The organism is Ruminococcus sp. XPD3002, from assembly GCA_900119535.1.
Classification (GTDB): Bacteria; Bacillota; Clostridia; order Oscillospirales; family Ruminococcaceae; genus Ruminococcus; species Ruminococcus flavefaciens_H.
In genome coordinates this window covers 1-23,992 of record FPJT01000010.1, presented here as the reverse complement: position 1 = coordinate 23,992, position 23,992 = coordinate 1, and the positions used below count along the sequence as shown (strand labels likewise).

The 23,992-nt window shown below is 44.9% G+C and carries 21 protein-coding genes, 2 tRNA genes and 1 pseudogene; 15 read left to right on the top strand and 9 right to left on the bottom strand.

Going from position 1 to position 23,992, the window contains the following annotated elements:
* Position 1: 1 nt before the first annotated feature.
* The 3 genes from BT127_RS10115 to dcm (BT127_RS10105) form a co-directional block, all read right to left on the bottom strand.
* Complete coding sequence (locus BT127_RS10115; RefSeq protein ID WP_075424889.1) at positions 2-1,366, bottom strand: hypothetical protein; 1,365 nt, start codon at positions 1,364-1,366, stop codon at positions 2-4.
* Between the two features lie 182 nt (positions 1,367-1,548).
* Positions 1,549-1,920 (bottom strand): ATP-binding protein, encoded by a 372-nt coding sequence (locus BT127_RS10110; RefSeq protein ID WP_075424888.1) that lies wholly within the window; start codon positions 1,918-1,920, stop codon positions 1,549-1,551.
* A 15-nt stretch (positions 1,921-1,935) separates the two neighbouring features.
* Positions 1,936-3,258, bottom strand: a complete 1,323-nt coding sequence (gene dcm / locus BT127_RS10105; RefSeq protein WP_075424887.1) for a DNA (cytosine-5-)-methyltransferase — start codon at positions 3,256-3,258, stop codon at positions 1,936-1,938.
* Between dcm (BT127_RS10105) and BT127_RS10100 the strand changes: the two genes are divergently transcribed.
* Positions 3,191-4,108 carry a GIY-YIG nuclease family protein gene (locus tag BT127_RS10100; protein WP_139275496.1) on the top strand — a complete coding sequence of 306 codons (918 nt, stop codon included), beginning with the start codon at positions 3,191-3,193 and terminating at the stop codon, positions 4,106-4,108. The genes dcm (BT127_RS10105) and BT127_RS10100 overlap by 68 nt on opposite strands.
* Before the next feature lie 15 nt (positions 4,109-4,123).
* Here the strand turns inward: BT127_RS10100 and BT127_RS17360 are convergent, their stop codons facing one another.
* Both BT127_RS17360 and dcm (BT127_RS10090) read right to left on the bottom strand, forming a co-directional pair.
* Complete coding sequence (locus BT127_RS17360) at positions 4,124-4,429, bottom strand: LPD28 domain-containing protein (RefSeq protein WP_350339280.1); 306 nt, start codon at positions 4,427-4,429, stop codon at positions 4,124-4,126.
* A gap of 196 nt (positions 4,430-4,625) precedes the next feature.
* Positions 4,626-5,180: pseudogene (gene dcm, locus BT127_RS10090) on the bottom strand (DNA (cytosine-5-)-methyltransferase); the annotation flags it as partial.
* Between the two features lie 2,236 nt (positions 5,181-7,416).
* On the opposite strand from dcm (BT127_RS10090), the gene BT127_RS10085 reads away from it, so the two are divergent.
* The 6 genes from BT127_RS10085 (at position 7,417) to BT127_RS10060 (ending at position 12,715) form a co-directional block, all read left to right on the top strand.
* The gene (locus BT127_RS10085; protein ID WP_075424884.1) at positions 7,417-9,192 is read left to right on the top strand and encodes a hypothetical protein; all 1,776 of its coding nucleotides are present in this window, start codon (positions 7,417-7,419) and stop codon (positions 9,190-9,192) included.
* Between the two features lie 208 nt (positions 9,193-9,400).
* Positions 9,401-9,820 carry a hypothetical protein gene (locus tag BT127_RS10080; RefSeq protein ID WP_082334993.1) on the top strand — a complete coding sequence of 140 codons (420 nt, stop codon included), beginning with the start codon at positions 9,401-9,403 and terminating at the stop codon, positions 9,818-9,820.
* Positions 9,813-10,241, top strand: a complete 429-nt coding sequence (locus tag BT127_RS10075; protein WP_075424882.1) for a CopG family ribbon-helix-helix protein — start codon at positions 9,813-9,815, stop codon at positions 10,239-10,241. The genes BT127_RS10080 and BT127_RS10075 overlap by 8 nt, the downstream gene beginning before the upstream one ends.
* Before the next feature lie 585 nt (positions 10,242-10,826).
* Positions 10,827-11,105 carry a DUF6809 family protein gene (locus tag BT127_RS10070; protein WP_075424881.1) on the top strand — a complete coding sequence of 93 codons (279 nt, stop codon included), beginning with the start codon at positions 10,827-10,829 and terminating at the stop codon, positions 11,103-11,105.
* A gap of 121 nt (positions 11,106-11,226) precedes the next feature.
* Entirely contained in the window at positions 11,227-11,418 is a 192-nt protein-coding gene (locus BT127_RS10065) for a helix-turn-helix domain-containing protein (RefSeq protein WP_028518030.1), read from the top strand.
* Between the two features lie 103 nt (positions 11,419-11,521).
* A complete protein-coding gene (locus BT127_RS10060) occupies positions 11,522-12,715 on the top strand; it encodes a tyrosine-type recombinase/integrase (protein WP_075424880.1) in 1,194 nt (397 codons plus the stop codon).
* 122 nt (positions 12,716-12,837) lie between these two features.
* Here the strand turns inward: BT127_RS10060 and BT127_RS10055 are convergent.
* Positions 12,838-12,909, bottom strand: a tRNA-Glu gene (locus BT127_RS10055).
* Between the two features lie 5 nt (positions 12,910-12,914).
* Positions 12,915-12,991 (bottom strand) — tRNA-Met (locus BT127_RS10050).
* Positions 12,992-13,197: 206 nt separating this feature from the next.
* Between BT127_RS10050 and BT127_RS10045 the strand changes: the two genes are divergently transcribed.
* On the top strand, positions 13,198-13,668 hold the full coding sequence (locus tag BT127_RS10045; RefSeq protein ID WP_075424879.1) for a GNAT family N-acetyltransferase: 471 nt from the start codon (positions 13,198-13,200) through the stop codon (positions 13,666-13,668).
* A 53-nt stretch (positions 13,669-13,721) separates the two neighbouring features.
* Here the strand turns inward: BT127_RS10045 and BT127_RS10040 are convergent, their stop codons facing one another.
* On the bottom strand, positions 13,722-14,639 hold the full coding sequence (locus tag BT127_RS10040; RefSeq protein ID WP_075424878.1) for a uridine kinase family protein: 918 nt from the start codon (positions 14,637-14,639) through the stop codon (positions 13,722-13,724).
* A gap of 389 nt (positions 14,640-15,028) precedes the next feature.
* Between BT127_RS10040 and BT127_RS10035 the strand changes: the two genes are divergently transcribed.
* The 7 genes from BT127_RS10035 to BT127_RS10005 all read left to right on the top strand — a co-directional run bounded on the left by BT127_RS10035 (position 15,029) and on the right by BT127_RS10005 (position 22,817).
* Complete coding sequence (locus BT127_RS10035) at positions 15,029-16,012, top strand: biotin--[acetyl-CoA-carboxylase] ligase (protein ID WP_075424877.1); 984 nt, start codon at positions 15,029-15,031, stop codon at positions 16,010-16,012.
* Positions 16,013-16,161: 149 nt separating this feature from the next.
* On the top strand, positions 16,162-16,683 hold the full coding sequence (locus BT127_RS10030) for a hypothetical protein (RefSeq protein ID WP_075424876.1): 522 nt from the start codon (positions 16,162-16,164) through the stop codon (positions 16,681-16,683).
* Positions 16,680-18,173 (top strand): glycosyltransferase family 4 protein, encoded by a 1,494-nt coding sequence (locus BT127_RS10025; RefSeq protein ID WP_075424875.1) that lies wholly within the window; start codon positions 16,680-16,682, stop codon positions 18,171-18,173. Before BT127_RS10030 ends, BT127_RS10025 begins: the two co-directional genes overlap by 4 nt.
* Entirely contained in the window at positions 18,170-20,623 is a 2,454-nt protein-coding gene (locus BT127_RS10020; RefSeq protein ID WP_075424874.1) for a glycosyltransferase, read from the top strand. The genes BT127_RS10025 and BT127_RS10020 overlap by 4 nt, the downstream gene beginning before the upstream one ends.
* Before the next feature lie 17 nt (positions 20,624-20,640).
* The gene (locus BT127_RS10015; RefSeq protein ID WP_075424873.1) at positions 20,641-21,429 is read left to right on the top strand and encodes an ABC transporter permease; all 789 of its coding nucleotides are present in this window, start codon (positions 20,641-20,643) and stop codon (positions 21,427-21,429) included.
* Between the two features lie 12 nt (positions 21,430-21,441).
* Positions 21,442-22,179, top strand: a complete 738-nt coding sequence (locus BT127_RS10010; protein ID WP_075424872.1) for an ABC transporter ATP-binding protein — start codon at positions 21,442-21,444, stop codon at positions 22,177-22,179.
* Between the two features lie 11 nt (positions 22,180-22,190).
* Positions 22,191-22,817, top strand: coding sequence for a CPCC family cysteine-rich protein (locus BT127_RS10005; protein WP_318257218.1), 627 nt, complete (start codon positions 22,191-22,193; stop codon positions 22,815-22,817).
* Between the two features lie 321 nt (positions 22,818-23,138).
* On the opposite strand, the gene BT127_RS10000 is transcribed toward BT127_RS10005, so the two are convergent.
* Positions 23,139-23,867 (bottom strand): DUF2461 family protein, encoded by a 729-nt coding sequence (locus BT127_RS10000; RefSeq protein ID WP_075424871.1) that lies wholly within the window; start codon positions 23,865-23,867, stop codon positions 23,139-23,141.
* Between the last annotated feature and the right edge of the window lie 125 nt (positions 23,868-23,992).

Genomic DNA, 23,992 nt, shown 5'->3' with positions numbered 1-23,992 from the left:
TTTATTGTGGATTATTAAACGAAAGCTGTTTGGGCTGGTTGAGTGCTTGGGTTATAAAATCATTATTATTGATGTCATTGTATCTTTCTATCAGTTTTGATTTTAGGTTAAAGAGCCTTTTTTCAGCGGTGCTTACTAATTGATCATAAGTATATGCTTTAACTTCACCGTATTCTTCAAGTTTTTTATAATTGCTCATATTATCATCTATAGAATCACCTATTACAAATGCTCGAATCTTAGGCTTTGAGTTTAATTTGTTTCCTTTATAAATTGTATCAACATACTCTTCAGCTTGTGACATTTCTTGCCTTGTAATTTTAAATCCGCCTTTTTTCAATTCAATAATGAGGACATTATTGATAATGGCAATTTCATTTTGATCTATATCTTCCGTACATGTTGCTGCGATTGAAAATGTATCACAAAAAACAAGATCTGGTCTTTTTCGCCAATTGATAGAAGTGTTTTCTTTTTTTATTCCCTTCATCAATCCTTCGATTACTGTTGTTAATGCTTTATTAAAAGTAAAGGCGTTGCTATCATACTCGATTCCAAATAACCATCTTGCTTGACTAATCAATGGATGAAGCACATGCAATTCATCTGTAGAAGGATCAGCAGATAATTTCTGAATAGCATCGATTACTTGAATCCTCGAGTCTATTTCATCTAAAACAATTTTAATATCAGTAATAGACCATTTATCTAAAATGGTGTTAAGTTCATCGATTTCATATGTGTCCATTGATCCAAGTTTTGATAATAAAGAAACACCTGACCTTGAGTTTAAAACTTTGACTAATGCAGATACTATTATATCAAGTTCATCTGTATCAACATCTGGTTTTTGTTCAAGATAACAATCAAAAAACTCATTTAGTTCGTACTGTGCAGGAATTGATAATGCTTCAATCGATTCAAGTTGTTTATCGATAACACTTTTTCTAACTTCATTAGTTTTGCCACTATAGTACTCTTTTCTATAATTTCTTATATAATCTATAACTTTATCATAAGCTTCAATTACAGGTTCGGTTTTTTTGAATCCAGACCAGTCATATTCAACATCATTTATCAAATAGTCGGTATTTACGACTATGAGATGTTTAAGTGCAAATTTTCTGCGAGCATCTTCGACTTTATAGTCTCCAATTGTCCAGCCCGGATTACCAATCAGACGTTTTCCGGACCAAAAAGAGATTCCGTTCATAGCTGTTGATTTTTCGCCATCTGGAATCGTATAGATACTTATTTTTAATTCTCCATACCGCGTTTTTATGCATTGTTGTTTAGTAGGCTGTAGCATTTTATAATAATCAATTTCTTTTCCATTTATGATAATTTTAAATTCAGGATCAAACATAAAACGATATCCCAGAGTTTTAATAATTTCATATTCAGATGGACATTTTTTTATAGCCTTTACTACGAGCTTAGTTCCATTGCCTTCTCTTTTTATGGCCCTATGTTTAGTAACCGAAAAAGCGGATTCTCCACCATCTATTTTAAGTTGATAAAAGTTGAATTTTCCGTTTTTCCCAGTTTCTATTGTATATTCATCATTGAAACAAAAAAGGGAATGCCTTCCTGCGCCGTTCCTACCATATGCAAGACGACGACATTACTTTTTGATGGAGTAAAATATTCAACGTACTCTCCTTGATGTTCTACACGATTATACCCAATCACCATCCAACGATCGTTGAATTCTTCGTTAGTCATCCCGGAGCCGTCATCTTCAATCACAATTTCACCGCCTAATTTTGGAGGAATAGTGATTTTTATTTGGCTTGCTCCGGCATCCCATGCATTAGCTACTAATTCGGAAAATGCAATATTTGCATCATTAACAACGGAGTTATATGTTTTCTCAATAAAATTATTTTCAAATTTACTTGTAGATAATTGCTTATCCATAGATATCCTCCTTTATCATTTTTCAATATGCTTTATTACAAACATAGAGAGAACACTTGACGTAGCTTTAATAATGTTAATCACAACAGCATTTCCCATACAAAAATACCGCATCTTCTCCGGCATCCCCGTATTCGTCCAGTTGTCTGGGAAACCATTGAGCCTTTCGCACTCTATCGGTGTCAGCACTCTGAGTCTTCCGGTCTGCAAGTCAGTGACAATATGAGAAGTCCTGCCGACTTGTGTTTCTGAGGTAAGCATAGTTCGTGAGGGCTTATCGAGCGAGTCGGGGAAACCAACAGCACCTTCGTTGAACCAATATACACTGCCGTCACGCCTGCGACGTTGTTCGTGTTTCGCACCCTTGGTGTAGATCCACTTCGGCATATCTTCTTCTCTGAGGAAATACCGTTCATCGACTGCACCTTGTTCAAGTATCTTCCCGAGGGGGATAAAAGGCTCATATCTTGGTGTGACCTCAACAGAATATATCCTGCCGTTCATCATAACGCCAGCATTGTAAAGATACACTTTCTGTATCTTGGAAAGCGAATCCATATCCTCAAATCGCATCTCATCTATCCAATGGTCAACGTAGCTGCGCTTATGTGAAGCTATCGGGAAAGCCTTTGGCATTATGCCATTCTCAGCGACTTGCCTGTGCATAGCTTTCAAGCCTTTAAGACAGACCTCCTCTGCGAAGTCTTGAAATAGCTTTGTGCGATTATGATAAGCGATGATGAAAGTCCTCCGCCGGCGTTGAGCCTGTCCATAGTCGGCAGCATTTATCACACGCCACTCGACCGCATAGCCTTTCTGATAGAAGCACCTGAGAATGATAGAGAAATCCCGTCCGCACTGCTTTGCAGGAGAGCGAATCAGCCTGTCCACATTTTCAAGAATCACATAGCTTGGACGCTTCTCTCGCAGTATATCGTCTATCTGCCACCAGAGAACGCCTTTCTTGCCTTCGATGCCTGCGGAGTTCTTCTTCATTATCGAATAGTCCTGACAGGGGAAGCCTCCGACAAGTAGGTCATGGTCGGGGATATCTTTCTTTGCGACAGCTATATCCTTGCAGACATGGTTCGGACTTTTGCCGAAGTGCGAGACATAGCAATCAAACGCCCACTGGTCAGCCTTATATGGCTCCCATTGGTTCGCCCAATTATTCTCGATTTGATCTTGAAATAATTGTCGGATTATGCTATAATTATACCATAGGTAGACATAATGTGTCAAGAAATTTAGCGAAAAAGAGGTGCTTGAATTGAACGCACAAGCTAAAACAATAAATTTATTATTATATAGTGGAAATCTTAACGGAGTTATCAGCATTGAGGATTCAAGCTGGAATTCGGGAGAGCTCTATTCCGCTCCGAGAGAATCCGTATCAGATTTGTTAAAAACAGATGCCTGCAATAAGTATGGTGTCTATTTATTGTTATCCCAGGATATGGTTTATGTAGGACAATCATTTGATTTATCCAAGCGACTGAATCAACATTTGAATGGCAAGGCTTGGTGGGAAAGCGCAGTTATTCTAACAACAAAAGATGATAGCCTTACACATTCAGATATAGATTACCTTGAAAATATTCTTATAGATAAAGCGTTTTCAATCAAGCGCCTTGATTGTGATAACAAGAAAAAAGGCAATCCGCCGAAAGTTGATAAATTCCGAAAAGTAGTGTTGGAGCAGTATCTTGAAGAAGCGTTATTTTTAATGCAACTAATAGGAATAAACGTGTTCTCAGATACGGTTCAGAAAAATCAGAAAACGGTAAAACCGCATATAGATGTCATGAGTGTATCCGACAAACTATCATTAGGAATCAGCAGTAAAAGTGAAGCGGTTGCATTTCTGAAAGAGCAGAGGGTTATACTTCAATCAACGGTTACATATGCAACTTTGAAACCCGATAAAGATTTCTTTTGGCTTAATCCAAAAACTTCATATGTGACGAAAGATTGGAATATTGTTTTGAATGATACAGAGAATTCCGAACTGATAGTATTATATATTCCGTCAGATACTTTTATTGTTTCTTCTGATAATAAAAAAGGACTTGTCACAAGAAGCGACAAGCCAAGCCTTATCGAAATGAGAATCAGTAAGAATACACTATATGAAAAGAAAAGTGATACTGATTTTTCAAAATATGTTCAGACCAGAATAAAATATTAGCTACAACAAGCGTTCCTACATAGGAGCGCTTGTTTTTGTATCAAAGAATTCATGTAAATAACAACTATCACCTGTGTAATGGTAATCATTTTCTGTCACAAAGCAACAGCCCCAAAAATCGTCCATTTTAATAGGAGTATCTGTTATAATTGTTCCCCAGTGATTAACAAGTACAGAATGCTTGATTTGGCATATTTCCCCCGAACATTCATCATCGTCCCTTACATCATATGTGTAAAGACCATCGGGAACAGTTTTCCTGTCAATCCGCATACAGGTAAAAAGGACTTTTCTGCCAAAAAGTTCAAGAATATCAAACATTTCAGTCGTGGCATTACATAACATTTCTATCATCTCCAAAACAGTTTATACACTAATTGTAACACCATACTGAGTTGTTTTCAATAGAATTTGAGATTGTTTACGATCTTTTAGATCATTCGTAGATCTTTCGTAAAATAAAAAAGACTTAATCCCGAAAATGGAATTAAGCGTACTTCACTACATTCGTATCATCATTTTTATAGGCGAATATGAAAGTCATTCTCCTTCTCTGAGCTGCACCGTACAGAGCTGCATTGACCACACGCCATTCAACGCTGTAACCAAGTTCGGCAAAGCAGGCGAGTATAACACCGAAGTCACGTCCACGCTGTTTTGCAGGAGATTTAAGAAGCCTGTCAACGTTTTCCAATATGCAGAAAGGCGGACATTTCTCTTCAAGAATGTCTCTTATCTGCCACCAAAGAACACCTTTTTTTCCTTCAATTCCTTTGGCAGAAGCAAGTGTATGAGCTACACTATAATCCTGACATGGGAAACCGCCAACTAGTAAGCTGTGGTCAGGTATCTTTGACTTATCTACTGTACTGATATCATCGCCAGTATGTAATTCGCCATCTATATCGGGCGAATCACCAAAATGCTGTACATAACAGTCATGTGCCCATTGAACTTTTTTGCCAGGTTCCCACTGAGAGAACCAGGTCGTTTTCCATCCGGACGCAAGCCGATCAAACCCGAGTCGAAAACCTCCGACTCCGGCAAACAACTCACATATCGTTTTTTCCATTTTAAGCCCTCCTATGACCCTAAAGGTCAGCTCGCTTTTATCATAGACCTAAAATTATTAGCACCGACAGATGTCGGATCGTTGGTCTACATATTGATTGTATCACAAAATGACATAAAAAGCAATGATTCTTACTGATTTTTTGTTAAAGGATATTCGAATTTTGCAATAATGTTTGGATAAGCTTGAATTAGAAGTTATGATAAGTGAACTGTTGCAAAAAATGCAACAGTTACGATAGAAAGCTGGAGACAAATAGGAACATGAAAAAACTGCATATTATAGACTTAAGGGTGAAAAAATGAAGAACAGTTGTTGTGCTTTTTGCAACAACTGCCACTGCCGAAAAAGAATAATTATTAGTGCAGCACCTGCAATATAAACAATTGCAGGTGCTGTTTTTTGTGCGTTTATCCAAAGATTTGAAAAACGACTGTGCAAAATGGCTTTCCCAGTTCCTTATAAGTAGATGGCATTGAAAGGCGTCCTCCTCATCGGCGACAATAAGGTGACGATAAAAACGCGGGTTATATTCAACCGGCTTTTATGCAGCTCTACAAATTAAAGTGAAAGTTGTGTGAAATAGGTTATCAAAATGCCTCTCCCATTCCCCTATAAGTAGAGGGCAAAATAATCGGCACATATTGGTCGTGTTTTGTGCAGCTATCCAAACTTTTTTAGGCAAACTTCAAAAACACCTTCTCCCATTCCCTTATATATGGAGGCGATAAAAATGAGAACATTGATGAGCAGACAATTATGCACCTCTACAAAATAATACGAAAATATTATGAAATGGGTGGTAAAACGGCTATCCCAGTTCTTTATGAGTAGAGGACAAAATAAGCAACCGCCATATGCCTCAGCTTGTGCATAGTCACAAAGTTTTTGAAAAATAGGGCTACAAAATGCCTCTCCCAGTTCTCTATAAGTAGAGGGGCATAGAATCTTGACAATTGAATATCCTGCGCAGGAGTGATAACACAGCAGTTAAGTGCGCCGCAATAGCTTGGATGGGCTTAGCGCATCGAGCTGTGAAATACTTCTCTCTCGTCACACAAGACGGAATGAAAGGAACGGTACTGCGCAAGGGCTCCTGTAAAAAAATTGCTAACTTGCTACCAGACTATCGTAAACGGCGGTATATCTTCATTTTCACTGATAGCAAAGTTGATAGTTGTTAGTTTTTAATTGGCAAAATATACGAAGCTTCAAACATGATTCTGTGCAAGCCTACAAAGTTTCAAAATCATGGCCCAAAAGAGCATCTCTCAGCGGCTACTATATGAAGGACACAAAAGCGGCAGCAAAATAAGTAATCGAACTTGTGCAATCATACAAATTTTGAAAAAAGTCGTTCAAAACAGCCCTTCCCAACGGCTACTATATGAGGCGATAAAAATGGGAATATTCATAAGCCGGCAATTATGCACCTCTACAAAATAATATGAAAAAATTATTAAATGGGTAGCAAAATGGGCTCTCTCAGTTCCCTATAATTAGAGGGACAAATAATTCGGTGCTTGTGCAGTCCTACAAAGTTTTACAAAAAGACTGTGCAAAACGCCCTTCCCATTCCCTTATAAGTAGAGGGCAATTTTTAGAAATGGAGAATTTTCTGAAAAATTTGCCGGAAAGGCTTATCAAAACGCCTCTCCCAGTTCTCTATAATTAGAGGGCAAAGTATCTTGACAATTGAATATCCTGTGCAGGAGTGATAACACAGCAGTTAAGTGCGCCGCAATAGTTCCGCAGCGTGTCCTCAGCAAGTTTGGCTACCGAGCCTTAAAGTAAGGGTTCGTATTTAGTAGCTTGCGAAATTGGCTGAAGGGGCACCCTTCCTTGGAGGGGCTTAGCGCATCGAGCTGTGAACTACTTCTCTCTCGTCACGCAAGGCGGAATGAAAGGAACGGTACTGTGCAAGGGCTCACACAAAACAATTGCTAACTTGCTACCGAGAGCGCCTAAATGCCGATATATCTTTACTTCTGCCGATAGCAAAATCGGTAGTTGTTAGTTCTGCGATAGTAAATTGCTAACGCCGGAAAAGCTCTGTATCAGGTGCTTTGACAGTGTTTGGTAGTTTGTTAGTAAAATCAGAGTGGCAGGCACCGTGTCGCACGTTTGTGCGCGGTTTGTGCCGCCCTGAGAAGGAAGGAGGGATAACTACACCACACAAGCTCTCGGAGCGAATCTTAGGGCAAATAAAGCGAGTTTGAAAAGAAAGGATGATAGGATGACCGAAAACTACGACAACAACATTTACAACGAGACGTATTGCGTCAAAGACGGCTGCCTTTACGAAACGGTCGAGCGGAAGGGAAAGGTCACAATGGTCAGGCTCTGCGATTACGTTCCTGTGCTGAAATCGGAGATAACCTTCGACGACGGAGCGGAACAGCGCAAAGCATTCGAGGTCGGAGCTGTACACTCAAACGGAACGACAATGCCTACAGTCACAGTAACCGCAGACGAGATGAGCAGCATGAAGTGGCTCATCGAGAAGTGGGGTTCGCTGGGTTCATATTCGCCTGCAAACAATACGCTCGGCAAAATACGTCATGCAATTATGAGCACCAGAGCTGATGTCGAGTTCAGGACAGTGTACAGTCAGACGGGCTGGCGGTCGATCGGTGAGCGGTATGAGTTCCTGATGCCGTCTGCGGATAGCGAGTTCACTGTGGAGCTGCAAGGTAAGCTGAACGCTTATCATTGGAGTATACCTGCCAGTGCGGACAAGCTGTTCTATCTCACAGCTCTGCTTGAAAACGGTCTGCTGCCGCAGAGAGTTATGCTGCCGCTGCTTGCAGTAACATTTTTGTCTCCATTGGAACACTTCTTGAAAGCGGCGAGCTGTGAACCGAAATTCATAACTGCTCTTGTTGGTAAAACAGGTACGCGCAAATCAACGACTGCGGCGCTGATGTGTTCATTCTTCGGCAGCTTCACTGCAAGTACGCTCCCGATGTCGTTTCACGATACAGCGAACAGTATACTCAGCAACATCTATTCGCTGAAGGACGTGCTGACCTGCGTCGACGACCTGCACCCGAATGGTGTGTACGGTGACTCTGAGATGAAAAGCACTGCGCAAAATCTTGCACGTTTCTATGGTGACCGAATCGGTCGTGCAAGGCTGAATAGTAAGATTGAATTGCAGCCGTCGCGTCCGCCGACGGGTATGTGTCTTGTCACTGCGGAGTACGTTCCCGAGATATCGCAGAGCGGTCTTGCGCGTTATTTCATCGTCGAGATGAAAGCGGACGACATTGACCTCACACTGATGACTGAATATCAGCAGCTTGCGGCGGACGGTGTGCTTGCGTCGATAATGCACAGCTACGTTGACTGGCTGCGTGAAACATATCTCTGCGATGAAAATACTTTCGTGCAGGGCTTGTCAGATACATTCAAAAAATACCGCACCGAAATAACAGCGGAACTGTCTGCAAGGTGTGAAAACATCCATACAAGAGTTCCCGATACTCTCGCGCATTTGATGATAGGCTTCGACTTACTGCTTGCGTTTCTCAATGCCAAAGAAGAAATAGGTGTGCAGGACATGGAGAACTACAAAAGCTCGTTCCGAAACATAATCGTCACAAGTTCAGTCAGAAATAATTCCATTGTCGAGAACGAAAACTATTCGTATCAATTCTGCGACAAGCTGAAAAGTCTGCTCGACAGCGGCAGGTGCAGTGTCAACGTTATTGGCAGCGACTGCGATATGAACCGAAAAGGCTTCATCGGCTTTGATGACGACAACTTCTACTACCTCATCATGAATGCGGCGTTCTCGGAGGTTGTGAAGCTGTCGAAGGAAATGGGTGAGAGCTTCTCCATTGGCAAAAATAGTCTGATACAGCAGCTGGTAGATGACGGTATCATGGTCGTGAAGGGCAAGCGCAACACGACGACTGTTCGTGTCACCGATGACCGTCAGATGAGCGTTGCGGTGCTTGATAAGTCGAAGATGTTTGCGGACACGGAAGTGCCCGAAATCAGGCATTGACTGTCTGTTGCAGGTTAAAATTTCGGGGTCGCAGCCCCCGAAATGGTCACAGCGGAGCGGCAAAGCCGACCGCAAAATAGCAGAAAAAGAGGGTTCTGCCAAAAGGAGTCGTAACTTCGCTGAGTGTTACGGTTCAGGAGTCGGAAATGAAAAAATCAGCGAAACATAGGAAATTAAACGGAGTCGGTGAGTAATAATGGAGGGAATTATGGAGAAAAAGGAAAAGCAGGCGGTGTGGCTCTACCCCAGTACAAAAGAGCTGATGGTTGATCATTTGAAGGCAGCAAATGCTACATCTCAGAGTGAATTCATTGAGAACGCTATCAAGTTTTATTCAGGCTACCTCGATTGCAATTCGGGTATCGCAACGGAATATCTCGCACACGTCCTGACTTCAATTATCGACGGAATAGTCAAAGGCTCTGAGTACCGTATCAACCGCGGGCTCTTCAAGCTGGCGGTGGAGTCGGCAATGCAGTCACACATTATCGCGGCGGTCAACGATGTAGATGACGAAACGATCGACGACCTCAGAGGTATGTGTGTCGACGATGTTGCTCACATCAACGGCGTTATCAACTTCGAGCGTGCCTACGATTATCAGAAAGGAAGCGATGACGATGAGTGAAAAAGTGAGGACTGGCATTTATATTTCCGAGGACTTGCTCCGCGAGTGCGACGAGTATCTTTCCAAGAACGGCGGCAGCCGCTCGGAGCTTATCGAGTCCGCACTGAGATTATATCTCGCAACGAGGAAGATAAAAGACAAGTCAGAAGTGCTCGTCCCTGAGCTTGCAGAGTGCATATCCGCGGCAAATGATGAGGGCATAACGAAAATCTCAAAGGGACTTTTCCGTTACGCTGTAGAGGTCGAAATGCTCATTGCACTGCTGGCAGAGACCTTCGAGGTCAGCAAAAATCATCTCAAGGACGTCCGACGTGAGGCTGTCAACAACGTCCGCAGAACGAGAGGAAAGGTCAACCTCGATGACCTTATCATGCGAAATGAGCGTGAGGGGATAGTCGACAGCGATGACTCTCCGATATAGGGACTCGACTACCGTGACGGTACTTGAAGTCCCGAAACAGGACTGCACTCATTCCCGGCTCAGGATAGAGTTCCCATAATGGACATTCGTTATGGTGGGATGAAATATCCCGTCACGATTATGAGGTGGTGAACCGCCACCTCATAAACCTGAGTTGGCAAATCGCAGACTCAGCAAAGGGGTGTCCAAAACGGACTGAGCTGATGTATGGAAATACGACAGCAGCTCAAGGTGAATGCTGCGTTCACCGTACTGCACTCGCCCTGTTTCGGGGCGGGTGTGAACGAAACGTTCAGTACCGACAGGCGTTGCCAAAACGGCAGCACCTTCAAATCATCCATATCGGAAGGTATGAGCTGACAGAACGATTTGTTCGGTCAGGGGGCTGGAGTAACGAAACGTGACGGCGTCTCTGTCAACAAAGGGTATCATCAAACGTGACAGCCTTTGTAATAAGGGTATCGTGAAAGCCGATACCCTTGTAGTGGTTGTGCTCGGTATCAACAGCCGACATTCGTCCAGTCTGGTGAATGGATTTCGACAGCAAGCTGTGGTATGATTGTTGGTCAGGAGGTGACCGCGGCGATGAAGTTGCAGGATCTGTATTACGGGAACGTCATACCGTGTCAGCACGATGTCAGGAAGGACTCCGACTATGCAAAGCGAAGTCTGGAACTGCTTGAGATGTGCGACACACTGGAGAAACGACTGTCGGCTGACGACAAGAAACTGCTGAATGACATAACAGATATGCAGGGAATGCTGTCCGAAACAATGGCAGCAGAGAGCTACATACAAGGCTTCCGCGACTGCGCCGAACTGATAACTGATGTGATGTTCGGCAGCAGCGAGAACCTGAAATAGCATTATAGAAATGGCATGGGTACGGTTGTCGCCGTGCCCATTTGACCTTTGAAGGGAGTGATAAAAATGACCGCAGCATTCATTCGTGAGAACAACTGACGTTCGGCGAAAGGAGAATAGAATGGGTGAAAACAACGAGGAAAGAATAGTTATGCTGACCATAAAGGAAGCGGCTGCACTGGTGGAGGGGCTGACCGAATACAGAGTCCGTCAGATGTGCATAAACGATCAGGTGCCGCACATAATGGCAGGCAAGAAATATCTCATCAACAAGGACTTGTTCCTCAGGTATCTGCGTGGGGAGACTGCGTAAATAAATAGTGCGAAAAGGCGCGTTTCTGCTGGACTTTTCTGCCGCGTTGTGGTAGAATGTTGTTGGTAGAAACGCGCCGTATTATTGAACGGAGGTTTTATATATGGCGGCTATCAGAAAAAGAAAAAACGGTTCGTATGAAATAAGAGTCTCCTGCGGTTACGGAGTCGACGGCAAGCAGCACAATCAGTACAGGAGCTACTATCCCGAGCCCGGAATGACTCCGCGGCAGATAGAGAGGGAAGTCAACAAAATGGCGGTGCTGTTCGAGGAAGAGTGCATGAGGGGACAGATAACCTCGGCGATAAAGTTCCAGCGATTTGCGGAGCAGTGGTTTGAGGAGTATGCAAAGCCGAATCTCAGAAACACCACATACGAGCGTATTCTTCAGCTTAGGGGGAGAATATACCCTGCACTTGGTCACATGAGAATGGACAAGATAACTCCGAGACAGATACAGGCATTCGTCAATTCTCTTTCGAGAGAGGGCGCGAATGAGCGCACGGGGAAGCCTCTTGCACCCAAGACCATAAGGCATAACCTGAGCTTCGTGTCCGATGTTTTCAGCTATGCCGTGAAAATGGGCGTGGTGAACGACAATCCATGTTCAAAGGTAACGTTGCCGAAGAACGATCAGGCGGAGAAAAAGATATACACTTCTGAACAGGTGCAGCGATTCCTCACGCTGCTGAACAATGAGCCACTGAAGTATCGTACATTCTTCAATCTGATGATATTCAGCGGTTTCCGCCGTGGTGAGATGTTAGGACTTGAATGGAAAGATGTGGACTTCGAGAACAATATCATCAGTGTCCGCAGAACAAGCAACTACACAGGCAGAAAGGGAACGTACACCGATACCACCAAGACCAAGAAGTCCCAAAGAACGCTGAAATTTCCGAAGGAGATAATGGATATGCTCCGAGAGTACAAAGACGAACAGGATATGCAGGCTCTCAAATGCGGTGACAAGTGGGTGGAGACAGACAGGCTCTACACCAAATGGAACGGCCTGCCCATGCAGAATGGCACACCTTATTTCTGGCTCGGTGAATTCTGTGAGAAGCACGATCTTCCGTTCTATGGCTTACATAGTTTCAGGCACTTGTTCGCTTCACTTCTTGTCAATCAGGGCGTGGACATCGTGACAGTCTCAGGAGCGTTAGGACATTCGACTGTTTCTACAACAAGTAATATTTACTGTCATATGTTGGAAGAAGCACAGGCGAAAGTCTCAGAAGCAGTCAGTGCAGCTCTTGATTTTTCAGGCAATAAAAAGGAGCCGGGAGGTGAATAACCTCCGGCTCTGAAAACGACGTTTTTTGAAATAAAGAACAAACAAAGAACAAAATGCATTTTTACGGATAAAAAGAAATTCGCAAATGGCGATATACCGTCATTTGCGAATTTATCGTTAAGTGACCCGTACGGGAATTGAACCCATGATTCCGCCGTGAAAGGGCGATGTCTTAACCTCTTGACCAACGGGCCATATTTGGTAGCGGCAGTAGGATTTGAACCAACGACCAATCGGGTATGAACCGAGTACTCTAGCCAACTGAGCTATGCCGCCGTATTGACTTGCAGGCATCACCTGCGACTAAATTATTATAATACAAAAGCGGGACAAAGTCAAGAGGGAAAAGCAAGGTCAAATATAAAATTGTATATTTGCACAAAATCATTGCGTATTTTTTGACAGGTAATCACATATATTTATAAATTAGTATTGACAAACGTATACAAATGAAGTACAATAATAAAAAAGGAGGGAGACTTATGATACTTAAAAAGGCAACATCTGAAAATGCAAAAGCAGTTCTGGAACTGTATCGCTCTGTCATTGGCAGAAGGTTCTGCGTATGGGATGAAAATTATCCGAATGAGCAGACTATCCGCGAAGATATCAATGCTAACACGCTGTACATACTTGAAGATGAAGGCAGGATAATCGGTGCGGCATCGGTTGTGCCTGAGAACGAGTGTGATCATCTTGAATGCTGGCAGTGTGAGGGCAGGGAAATAGCACGTGTAGCAGTTGCTCCCGAATTTCAGGGCTGGGGGTTATCAAAGGCTATCATGAGCCGTATCATTGATGAACTGCGTCAGCAAGGGTGCAAGTCTGTTCACCTTCTGGCAGCGGTCGAGAATATCCCTGCTGTAAGGACCTACAAGCGGCTTGGTTTCGAATTCTATGATGAAGTTGAGGAGTTCGGACACATTTACTATCCCTGTGAGAAGCTGTTGTGAACGACATAAAAAAGTATAACCCTCCCTCGGAAAAGCTTCGGGGGAGGGGATTTTTAATACTTGAACTGTCCGTGACCGATGAACTCGCATACAAGTGAATCGGGAGTTATAAAGCGTTTATCGATAGGTTCGGTATTTTCGAGGACCTTTGTAACGTCGGCGAGCTCACTGTCTTCCATTTCTTTGAGCTGACCGAGAAGTGAATCACGGTAAGCGCTCAGCTCATAGCCGATGAAGGTATCGATATCGTAGTCCGAGCGGTGCTTGTAAGGCATGATGTACTTGTTTTCGCCCTGTTCTACGCTGTGGAACATGTTCATAGTCTCTCTCAGCGAGCGCTTGCGGAAGTTGTTGTCTCTTATCATTCTGCGGAGAAGACGCACCTTCGAGGGGTGAAGGATGATATCATCGCAGGTTATACGTGTTCTTACGCTGACGTAGAGCTTGCAGAGCTGTTCATCGGGTACGGTTATAACATCGGGGTTAAGAGCGTGAATGCCCTCGAATATAACGAGTTCGCCCTTTTTTCTTTCGAGTGTGAGCTTGGATTTACCACGTTTCGACTCGGCGAAGTTATAGTGCGGTATCTCGGTAGGTTCGCCTCTTTCGATGGACTCTATCTGACTGTTCAGCAGGTCGGCATCCACACGCAGGGGAGATTCGAGGTCCATTCTGCCCTCTGCGGCGAGTTTTTTCTCTTCCTCTGTAAGCGGCTTGAAGTAGTTATCCATTGACAGAGTATGGGTAGTGCAACCCTTTTCGTCCAGAAGCTTTTCTATCATGAAAGCGGTAGTGGTCTTGCCCGAACCTGACGGTCCCGAAAGCAGTATGACGGGACGTTCATCACGGTGAGCGGCTATATCGTCGGCAATTCGTTCAAGCTGGAAGAGGTACTCCTCGTTTATGTTCTTTACGAATCCCGAAGGATCCTTTTCTATATTGGCGTTTATGCGGTTTATCTCTATGTTCATGGTGTTCTCCCTTCAGAAATGTATATTTATTTTACCACATTCTTGCCGTTATTGCAATAGCGAGTTTAGAAATCAGAGCCGAGAGTTTAGAAATCAGAAATCAGAAAGCAGTACGGGCGCACAGTGTGCGCTCTTTTTAATTCGGAATGCGGAATGCGTAATTAATGTGTCACCTGACGGGGACGGATTTGAAATTGGATTACGGGTAAATGTACGTATGCCTACGGACCGCCAAAGGCGGCCCCTACACTGCTTTCTCTGCTCTGATTACTGATTTCTGATTTCTGATTACTGATTTCTGTCCAAAGCAACCCATTGACAAAACCGCCGCAACGTAATAAAATGTATTATGGAAATTATTTGAATACAGAGGAGTTAACAAGGAAATCATGAATGTGAAAAAAGACCTTCTGAACGCTCTCGCCGAAGCTGAGGGCGATTACATATCAGGTGCCGCACTTGCCGAGCGTATCGGAGTAAGCAGAAATGCGGTCTGGAAAGCTGTGAAGTCCCTTCAGGCTGAGGGCTACAGCATCGATTCGGTAACAGCAAAGGGGTACAGACTTGCCTCGGATAACAACCGTCTCTCCGCCGAGGTCATATCCGCAGGCATTACCGCAAAGACTCTCGGGGGAAAAATAATCGTGCTGGACGAGGTGGACTCCACTAACAACTACGCCAAAAAGCTTGCATCTCAGGGCGCTTTGCACGGCACAACAGTGATAGCCGACCGTCAGACAGGCGGCAAGGGAAGGCTCGGACGTACCTTTTCTTCACCGCCCGAAACGGGACTCTATATGTCCGTCATCGTGCGTCCCGAATGTGATGCGGAGACCGCCGCTATGATAACTACTGCTGCGGCAGTTGCGGCTGCCGAGTCGGTTGAACTGCTTTGCGGTCACAGGACGGATATCAAGTGGGTTAACGACCTGTACATCAACGGCAGGAAGATATGCGGCATCCTCACCGAGGCTTCAATGAGTATGGAGACTATGTCGATGGACTATGCTGTTATAGGCATAGGTATAAACGTCCGCAGTGTAAAGGATATCTTCGATGCCGAGCTTCTGAAACGTGCATCGTCCATCGAGGATGAAACGGGCGTTATCCCCGACAGGAACAGGCTTTGTGCCGGGATAGTCAACAGGCTCGAAAGGGTTCTCGGAGAGCTTGAAAGCAGGGAATTCCTTGCGGAATACCGCCGCCGGGAGATACTGACGGGACATACTGTGACCGCAACCGTAGGAAACGAGGTCATAACTGCCGAAGCCATAGGCATTGACGATAATGCAAACCTCATAGTCCGCACCTCCGACGGAACAGAGCGCCATCTGGGTTCGGGAGAGGCTAACCTGTGCAGGATAAGCGAATAAAATACACCGAGAAGTCCGGAGCTGTTTCCGGACTTTGCTTTTTTGTGAGAAAATGCATTTTTCTTGACATAATAATAGATGTATGTTATAATAAACTGAATATGCCGTAACGGAAAATACGGCGAAAAACTACTTTTTCGGAGGTCAATATGAATAAGAACAGTCCCGAAGTTCAGGCTCTGCTTGCAGAGGTCAGGGAAGAAACAAAAAAATCGGGTGAAGAATGTAATATCCTCTCATTCCACGATTTCTGGACGGAAAAATATTCAGCCGATGATGCGAATTTCAGCATAAGCTCGTTTCTGGGCGACCTTTCTATGCTCCTCGGTCATAATCAGGTGGCATACTATAAGGACCTTACTTCCTACAGAAGCGGCCTTTCACGCCTTGTACTGCCTGTAAAGCGCGTTATACGCAAGCTTGTGGCGTTCCTGTTCCTGCCTGTTGTGGCTGAACAGAACGAGATAAACCTTAACATGGCAAGACTGTTCGTACACCTCAGAGGCTATGTCAACAAGGGCAACAGCAACAGGGCTGACCTCTCCATAAAGGAAAAGGAAATGGAACAGCAGCTCCGTGCACAGCGTGATACGATAAACGAAATGAGTATGCAGATAGCAGAACTCACAAAGAAGATAGAGGCACTTGAAAAGGGAGGTGCGGATAATTGAAGATATATCAGATAGTCGGAACTCTCAATTTCGGTGATGCCATAGGCAACGATGTTATCGCAATAAAGCACGTTATCGAGGATATGGGCATCAAGACCGCTATAATCTCTACTGCGGTATCGGATAAGATAAAGGAAAAGGACGTTTATACCCTCGAAAAGGCGCCTAAGTTCCATGATGACGACATCATCATCTACCACATGGGAAGCGGAAATCCCCTTAACCGTATGACGGCTGATCTGAACTGCCGCAAGATAATGATATACCACAATATAACTCCATACGAGTTCTTCAATATCGACCAGCCTGCCGCTTCCGAGAACTGCCGTCAGGGACTCATCGACATGAGGACCTATATGAAGGGCAAGTTCACTTCATACCTTGCGGATTCCGAATTCAACAAGAGCAACATGGTGGATATGGGATATAAGGCCAGCGAGATAGAAGTAATACCTGTTATCGTGCCCTTTGACGACTATAAACAGGCTCCCGATGAAAAAATGGTAAAGCGCCTTTCGGACGGCGTTACCAATATCATTTTCGTAGGCCGACTCGCTCCCAACAAGAAGCAGGAGGACATAATCCGTGCATTCGCTTACTATAAGGAGCATGTCAACAGCAATTCACGCCTTATTCTCGTGGGAAGCGCTTCACAGAACGGCGCTTATTATCCCGACCTTGTAAGCTATGTTGCAAAGCTCGGAGTTCAGGACGTTATCTTCCCTGGACATATCTCCTTCGCAGAGATACTTGCTATCTACAAGACAGCCCATGTGTTCCTCTGCATGAGCGAGCACGAGGGATTCTGCGTTCCTCTGCTGGAGGCCATGACCTTCGATGTTCCGATAATAGCATATGATGCATGTGCAGTCCCCGAAACTATGGGCGGTTCGGGTATTGTTGTGGACGATAAGGATCCCGTGTTCCTTTCAAAAGTCATCGACAGGCTCGTTAAGGACGAGAACCTCAGAAACAGCATAATATCCGCTCAGCGTGAAAGACTCAAATTCTTCGAGTATGAAAAGATAAAGGGACAGCTTCAGGACTATATCCGCAGCTTCATGGATAAGTACCCTCCGCTTTCGCCCGATGACAACAAAAAAAGCTACCGTAATCTCTATGATATAGTGGACGACAATATGAAGGGTGCAGGCAAGTCGATGGATTTCACTCCCGAGGCTCTCCTTGCATGTGCGGAGCGTTCTTCTGAAACTATCGATATAACAGAGCTTCTCAATAAGGATATGTCCGTAACAAGCATGATAGAGACCGTATATATCAGCTGTTTCAATTCTCTCCCCGATAAGGAGGGCTATGTTTACTGGACCGGCGAAGCCGAAAAATACGGCCGTGAGGAGTTCATAAAGCGTCTTGTATCCTCGGCAGTCGATTCTCAGGACAGAAAGGACAAGGGCACAAGGATACTTTTCAACCCCTTTGCACATGCAGAGTTAGAGGCTGAAGCGGAAGGCGGTGTTCAGCCCGTATGAAGCCTGTATATATAGATATAACCAATATACCCGAGCTTGAAAGGTATACAGGTATATCACGAGTTGTAAGCGAGATAGCGGTGAAATTCATCCGCGACGGCGTGGACCTGAGACTTCTCTCATACGATCCCCGTAAACACGCTTACTGTATCATTGATAACGATATCTTCCTTCTTGGCGCCAACGGTATGATGGAGGACAAGAAGAAGTGCTATACAGAACAGTACATCCCTGCGGATGAACTGGAAAGCGGTTCGGTGTTTTTCGATGCCAACAGCGCATGGCATACCCTTCCCAACAGAAGCTGGCTCCTGCCGAGACTGAAAGCACGTCAGATACGCATAGTTCCGCTTATATACGATATAATACCTATACGCTATCCACAGTACATGGTGGGACAGACTCTCGTAAGGTTCATGGAGTTCCTTACCGCACATATGACCTATGCCAGCGAGATACTCGTGAATACCGACGCTGTGCGTCAGGACCTGAGAAAGCTCTTCGGCGAAATGGGTATGGCTGAAAAGCCTATATACAAGATAGGTCTCGGTGCGGACTTCTTCACGGGAAAAAACAGCATCGATCCCGATGACGAGCTTGATCCCTATGTTGAGGAGATAACCGAGGGAAGAAGATTCCTTCTCACTGTGGGTACAGTCGAGCCGAGAAAGAATCAGAAGGTGCTGGTAGAGGCTTACGAAAAGCAGATCGCCGATATGGACATCGATGTTATCATAGTCGGCAGGATAGGCTGGGAAATGGAAAGCTTCCTCGAACGCATAAAGACCAACAAGAAGTACAACAAGGGTATATACGTCCTTTCGGGAGTAAACGATGCTACTCTCGATTATCTCTACAAGAAGGCATTCATGGTGGTGTTCCCCTCATATACCGAGGGTTACGGACTTCCTACCATTGAGGCGCTCATAAACGGTATACCGATAGCTTGTTCCGATATACCCGTTATGCGTGAGGTGGGCGGAGACTTCTGCGATTACTTCGATCCCGATAATGCGGATCAGCTTTCAGGCATAGTTAAAAAATACGCCGATGATAACGGACTCTATACGGAAAAACGCCGACGTATCGCTGAGGAGTATCAGCCTCCCCGCTGGAGCGATTCCGCAAGAGAAATGGAGAGCTTCCTACTTGGCGAAGGCAGGGAACAGCACTTTGAGCATAAACCCGTGAAACAGGTTGTGTTCCTCTCTGCAAGACCTGCACCTATCCTTGAAACTCTCCCGTTCATCGAGGAATTCATGCCCTTTATCACCGAGCTTGTGGTGTGCTGTCCCGACTTCATGGCGGAGTATATGCACAAAAACTACGACGGCAGACTAAAGCTCACCACTATCACCGATGATGAGCTTCTCGGGGAAAATACACTTCCTCCCGACCACTCAACACGTAACTTCTTCCTGCGCTGTCTTGCTATGCAGCAGGATGCTATAGACGACGAGTTCATAATGTGTGATGACGATTACCGTCCGCTTAAACCCATGACCGAGGAGGTCTTCTACAAGGACGGCAGATATATCGGCTACTATTTCTCGGATATCAGCAAGTGGCACTATAATATAACAGACCTGTTCAGCTACGATTTCTGCCACTTCCGTACACTGGGATTCCTTAAAAAACACGGCTATCCCACACTTCAGTACTCATCGCATCAGCCTCAGCTCATCAACAAGGTCTGGTACAATGAGCTGATAAGCCGCTATCCCGATATCATTCGCAAGGGCTATGACGAATGGAGCACTTACTTCAACTACATTGCCGCAGAGCATCGTGAGCAGTATGAACCAAAGCCCTATGTAACGCTTTCATGGCCTCCTGTAGGCGGCGACGACAAGGGCGTTATACAGTCCGATCTCATATTCGAGAACTTCTATGAGGATCACTATGCAAGCGGAAAAGTCTTCGGTAAATTTGGCAGACGCTTTACAAACAGAGAACGCGTTCTGAACGATAACGCCGACAAGGTCCTTATCGCACTGAAATACAGGGCAGAACACAATGAAGCAAAGAGGCGTTCAGCACTCTATGAGAACGAGTATGAGGACAAATACAGCGAATTCCCCTCTGTATCGGTATACTTCGGAAAAAGTGCGGAAGTCCCCGAGCTGGGAGTACCCTGCTATGTTCAGCTCAGCAGAACTCTTCTGAACCGCCTGAAAATCAGCGTTGCACGTTCACGCATATGTGCAGCCAATATCGTTCCCGTATGTATAGAGATAAAACTTGTGGACGAAAACGGCGGTGTTCATTTCGCAAGAACAGTCCAGCTTAAACCGAGACTGAATCACAGTACCGCTTCATTTACGCTTCCCGACACTCTTCCCGAGGATAAGGAACTGTTCTTAAACGTAAGAGCAAGACTGAAAAACAGCGTGAATGCCGCAGAAAAAACTGTACCCGTAGTATTTACGGAAGAAAGCATCCCCGAATAAAGAAAGGACAGACAAATATGATCGAAGCTATCAGATCACAGATAGTTCAGCTTAAAAAACACAAGTTCCTGTTCGAGGAACTTGTAAAACGTGATTTCAAGAAAAAATACAAGCGAACCGTGCTCGGTATGCTGTGGAGCCTTATTTCTCCCCTTATGCAGCTTCTCGTAATGAGCGTTGTATTCACCCACTTCTTCGGACAGCATAAACCGCACTACACTATCTACCTCTTTGCAGGAAACCTTACCTACTCATTCTTCAAGGACTCTACCAACGGCGGTATGAACTCGCTCATGCAGAATGCAGGCATCATTACCAAGATAAACCTGCCGAAGTATATGTTCCTGTTATCCAAAAACGTCGCCTCGCTAATCAACTTCGGTCTGACGCTGATAATATTCTTGGTGTTCGCCGCAGTGGACGGAGTGGTGTTCCATTTCAGGTTCCTTATGCTGCTGTATCCGATAGTGTGCCTTATCATTTTCAACATCGGATGCGGATTCATCCTCTCGGCACTGTTCGTTATCTTCAAGGATATCCAGTATCTCTATGATATCTTCACCCTCATGCTGATGTACCTCTCGGCTATATTCTACTACACAGATTCATACCCCGAGAATATCCAGAGACTTTTCTACCTCAATCCGCTTTACGTGTATATAACCTATATGCGTCATATAGTACTCGACGGCTATATCCCCGGACTTGCTACCCACGCACTCTGCCTGATATACGCTTTCGGAGCGCTTGCGATAGGTGCGCTTATATACAAGAAATACAACTATAAATTCATGTACTATATGTAATGGGGGACAAAAATGAGCAAGATCGAACTTAACGACGTTTCGGTATCATACATCGTCGGAGACTTCTCCAATGTTGGCCTTAAGGACGTTATCATCCAGAAAATAAAAGGTACCTATACCCAGAAGGAATTCCTTGCTGTGGACCACGTTACCTTCTCCCTTGATGAGGGCGAGCTTCTCGGTATAGTCGGCTCGAACGGCGCAGGCAAATCAACTCTGCTGAAGGTAATATCAGGAATCATGCGTCCCACTAACGGCACTATGGCTGTAAACGGAAGCATCGCTTCCCTCCTTGAACTCGGTACGGGCTTCGACGGAGACCTTACCGTAAAGGAGAATACCTTCCTCCGCGGCGCTATGCTGGGATATACAAGAGAATTCATGAACGAGACCTATAAGAGCATCATCGATTTCGCCGAGCTTCAGGACTTCGAGGACAGAAAGTTCTCTCACCTGTCTTCAGGTATGAAATCAAGACTCGCCTTCTCCATTGCCTGCCTTGTAAAACCCGAGATACTCATTCTCGACGAGGTCCTTTCGGTAGGCGACGGCGCATTCAGAAAAAAGAGCGAGGACAAGATGTTCGAGATCATCAAGGGCGGTGCTACAACGCTTCTTGTTTCACACTCTATCTCGCAGATAAGACGTATGGCAACAAAGGTTCTGTGGCTCGATAAGGGAAAACAGATAGCATTCGGCGATACCAAAGAGATCTGTGATAAGTATGAGGCATTCCTCAAAACCAAATAGGAGGTTCGGAAATGACAAAGTATCAGATACTTTTAGCACTGTATTCTCTTCTGTATGAGGAGTTTGAGAATAACAGCGACAGATCGGAAGAATATATACAGTATATCAGTTCCGTTGATCCCTATCTCTGGACGGACGGAAAAACTGCCGATCCCGCTTATTATAACGAATTTATGGAGATAATGGAGGATATATCATCCTCCGATAATTTCAGCGCCTCTGAGGCTTACGACTGCGCTCTTAAGTATCTCTCCGAGCTGGAAAAGCGCAGTGACAGTGATATTTCCGAAGTCGTGGAGACTGTCCGCAGCTGTCCCGAAGAAAGATGGACTGCTATTGCCGATAAACTTACAGCAGGACTTACCAAGAAGTATAAGTGTCCCTGCTGCGGCTACTACACAATGGACGAGCCTAACGGAAGCTACGGCATTTGCGAAGTTTGCTTCTGGGAGGACGACAGATCACAGAATAAGGATCCCGAGCTTGCAGGCGGTGCAAACAGAGTCTGCCTCAGAGAGGCAAGGGAGAATTTCCTCAGATACGGCGCATGTGATGAAAAGGCGATACCCTTCACCCGTATGCCTACTGCGGAAGAAGTCAGCGGCATTGTCCACGAACCCGATGACTCAGACATATAAAAAAAGCGGCGGTACCGTGTTCGGTATCGCCTTAATTTTTTATAAACCATGAAAAAAAGCGGATGGTTATGATACTCCGACAAAACCTTGCCTGAAATGGATCGATAGGGAAAATGTTTGATAATGTGCAGCTGAGTCAACATAGTAAGAATGTAGTAAAATTGTTGCTGTAATTATATTGAAATGTTTTTGGCAAGGCTTTATTGGAGTATCAATTCGACGGAGGTTTCTTCCGCCATGTATAAGTATATCAGCCAATTGAAGCTTTTTCAAGTGCTTTTCGGCGAACGGTAATTTTTGGGCGGTGAGCGGTCTTGTTGTTTACCACATGAATTCTACGTCGGGAGCTTTTACCGTTTCTTTCTCGGGTACAAGTACAGCTTCTTTTTCTATGGCCTTTGCAAGCGTGTTTATCTCAACCAGTTCGCGGAATATGTCGTAAAGGGGCTGAACTGCGTTGAATACCCCGGCTATATGCTCTGCAAGGCGGCGTGAGAAAAGCTCCTCTGTGTCCGTTACCTTCACAGCCGCCGTCATGCTTCTGAACTGCCAGTATTCCTCAGCTTCCGCCACGGGACAGGGCTTTTTGCGCTTGTATTGCTCTCCGCTTATGGTTATGCCTGCCTTTCTGACCGACTCCGCTATGGCTCTGAACTTTGCGGGATCCTCTGCAAGCTGTGCGCGGAAACGCTCCATTACTGATGCTTCGGGCTTGGGTATGCCAAAGCCGAATTCTGCGCCCTCGGGTGATATCTCAAAGTAAAGACAGGGAGTCCTGTTCCAGTAAAGCGCCTCGTGACGTATCACGAACCACATTGCGTCGCGGTAGTGAAGATAAGGCGGAAAGCCTGCATCACGGTATATCCTGCATGCCTTGTGCATCATGCCCTCACCGTTATAGGGTTCGGCTATCTCCTCGCAGAGCTCCTTCAGCGGAGCCTGTACCTTCTCGGTGTATATCTTCTTGTGCGCCTCGAACCACTCCTTGTTGTTGTTTATCCTTATACCAAGCAGGAAATCCAGCGCATCCTGCGAAAAACCGTTGAACATCGTTATTCTCCTTTAAATGTATACTAATGCTTTGCATTCATTATATCATAAAAGCGAAGCGTTATGATATAATTGTCCGATATGCAGGGAGCAGATCAGATCTGCGTATCTGCAAGGACATTCAG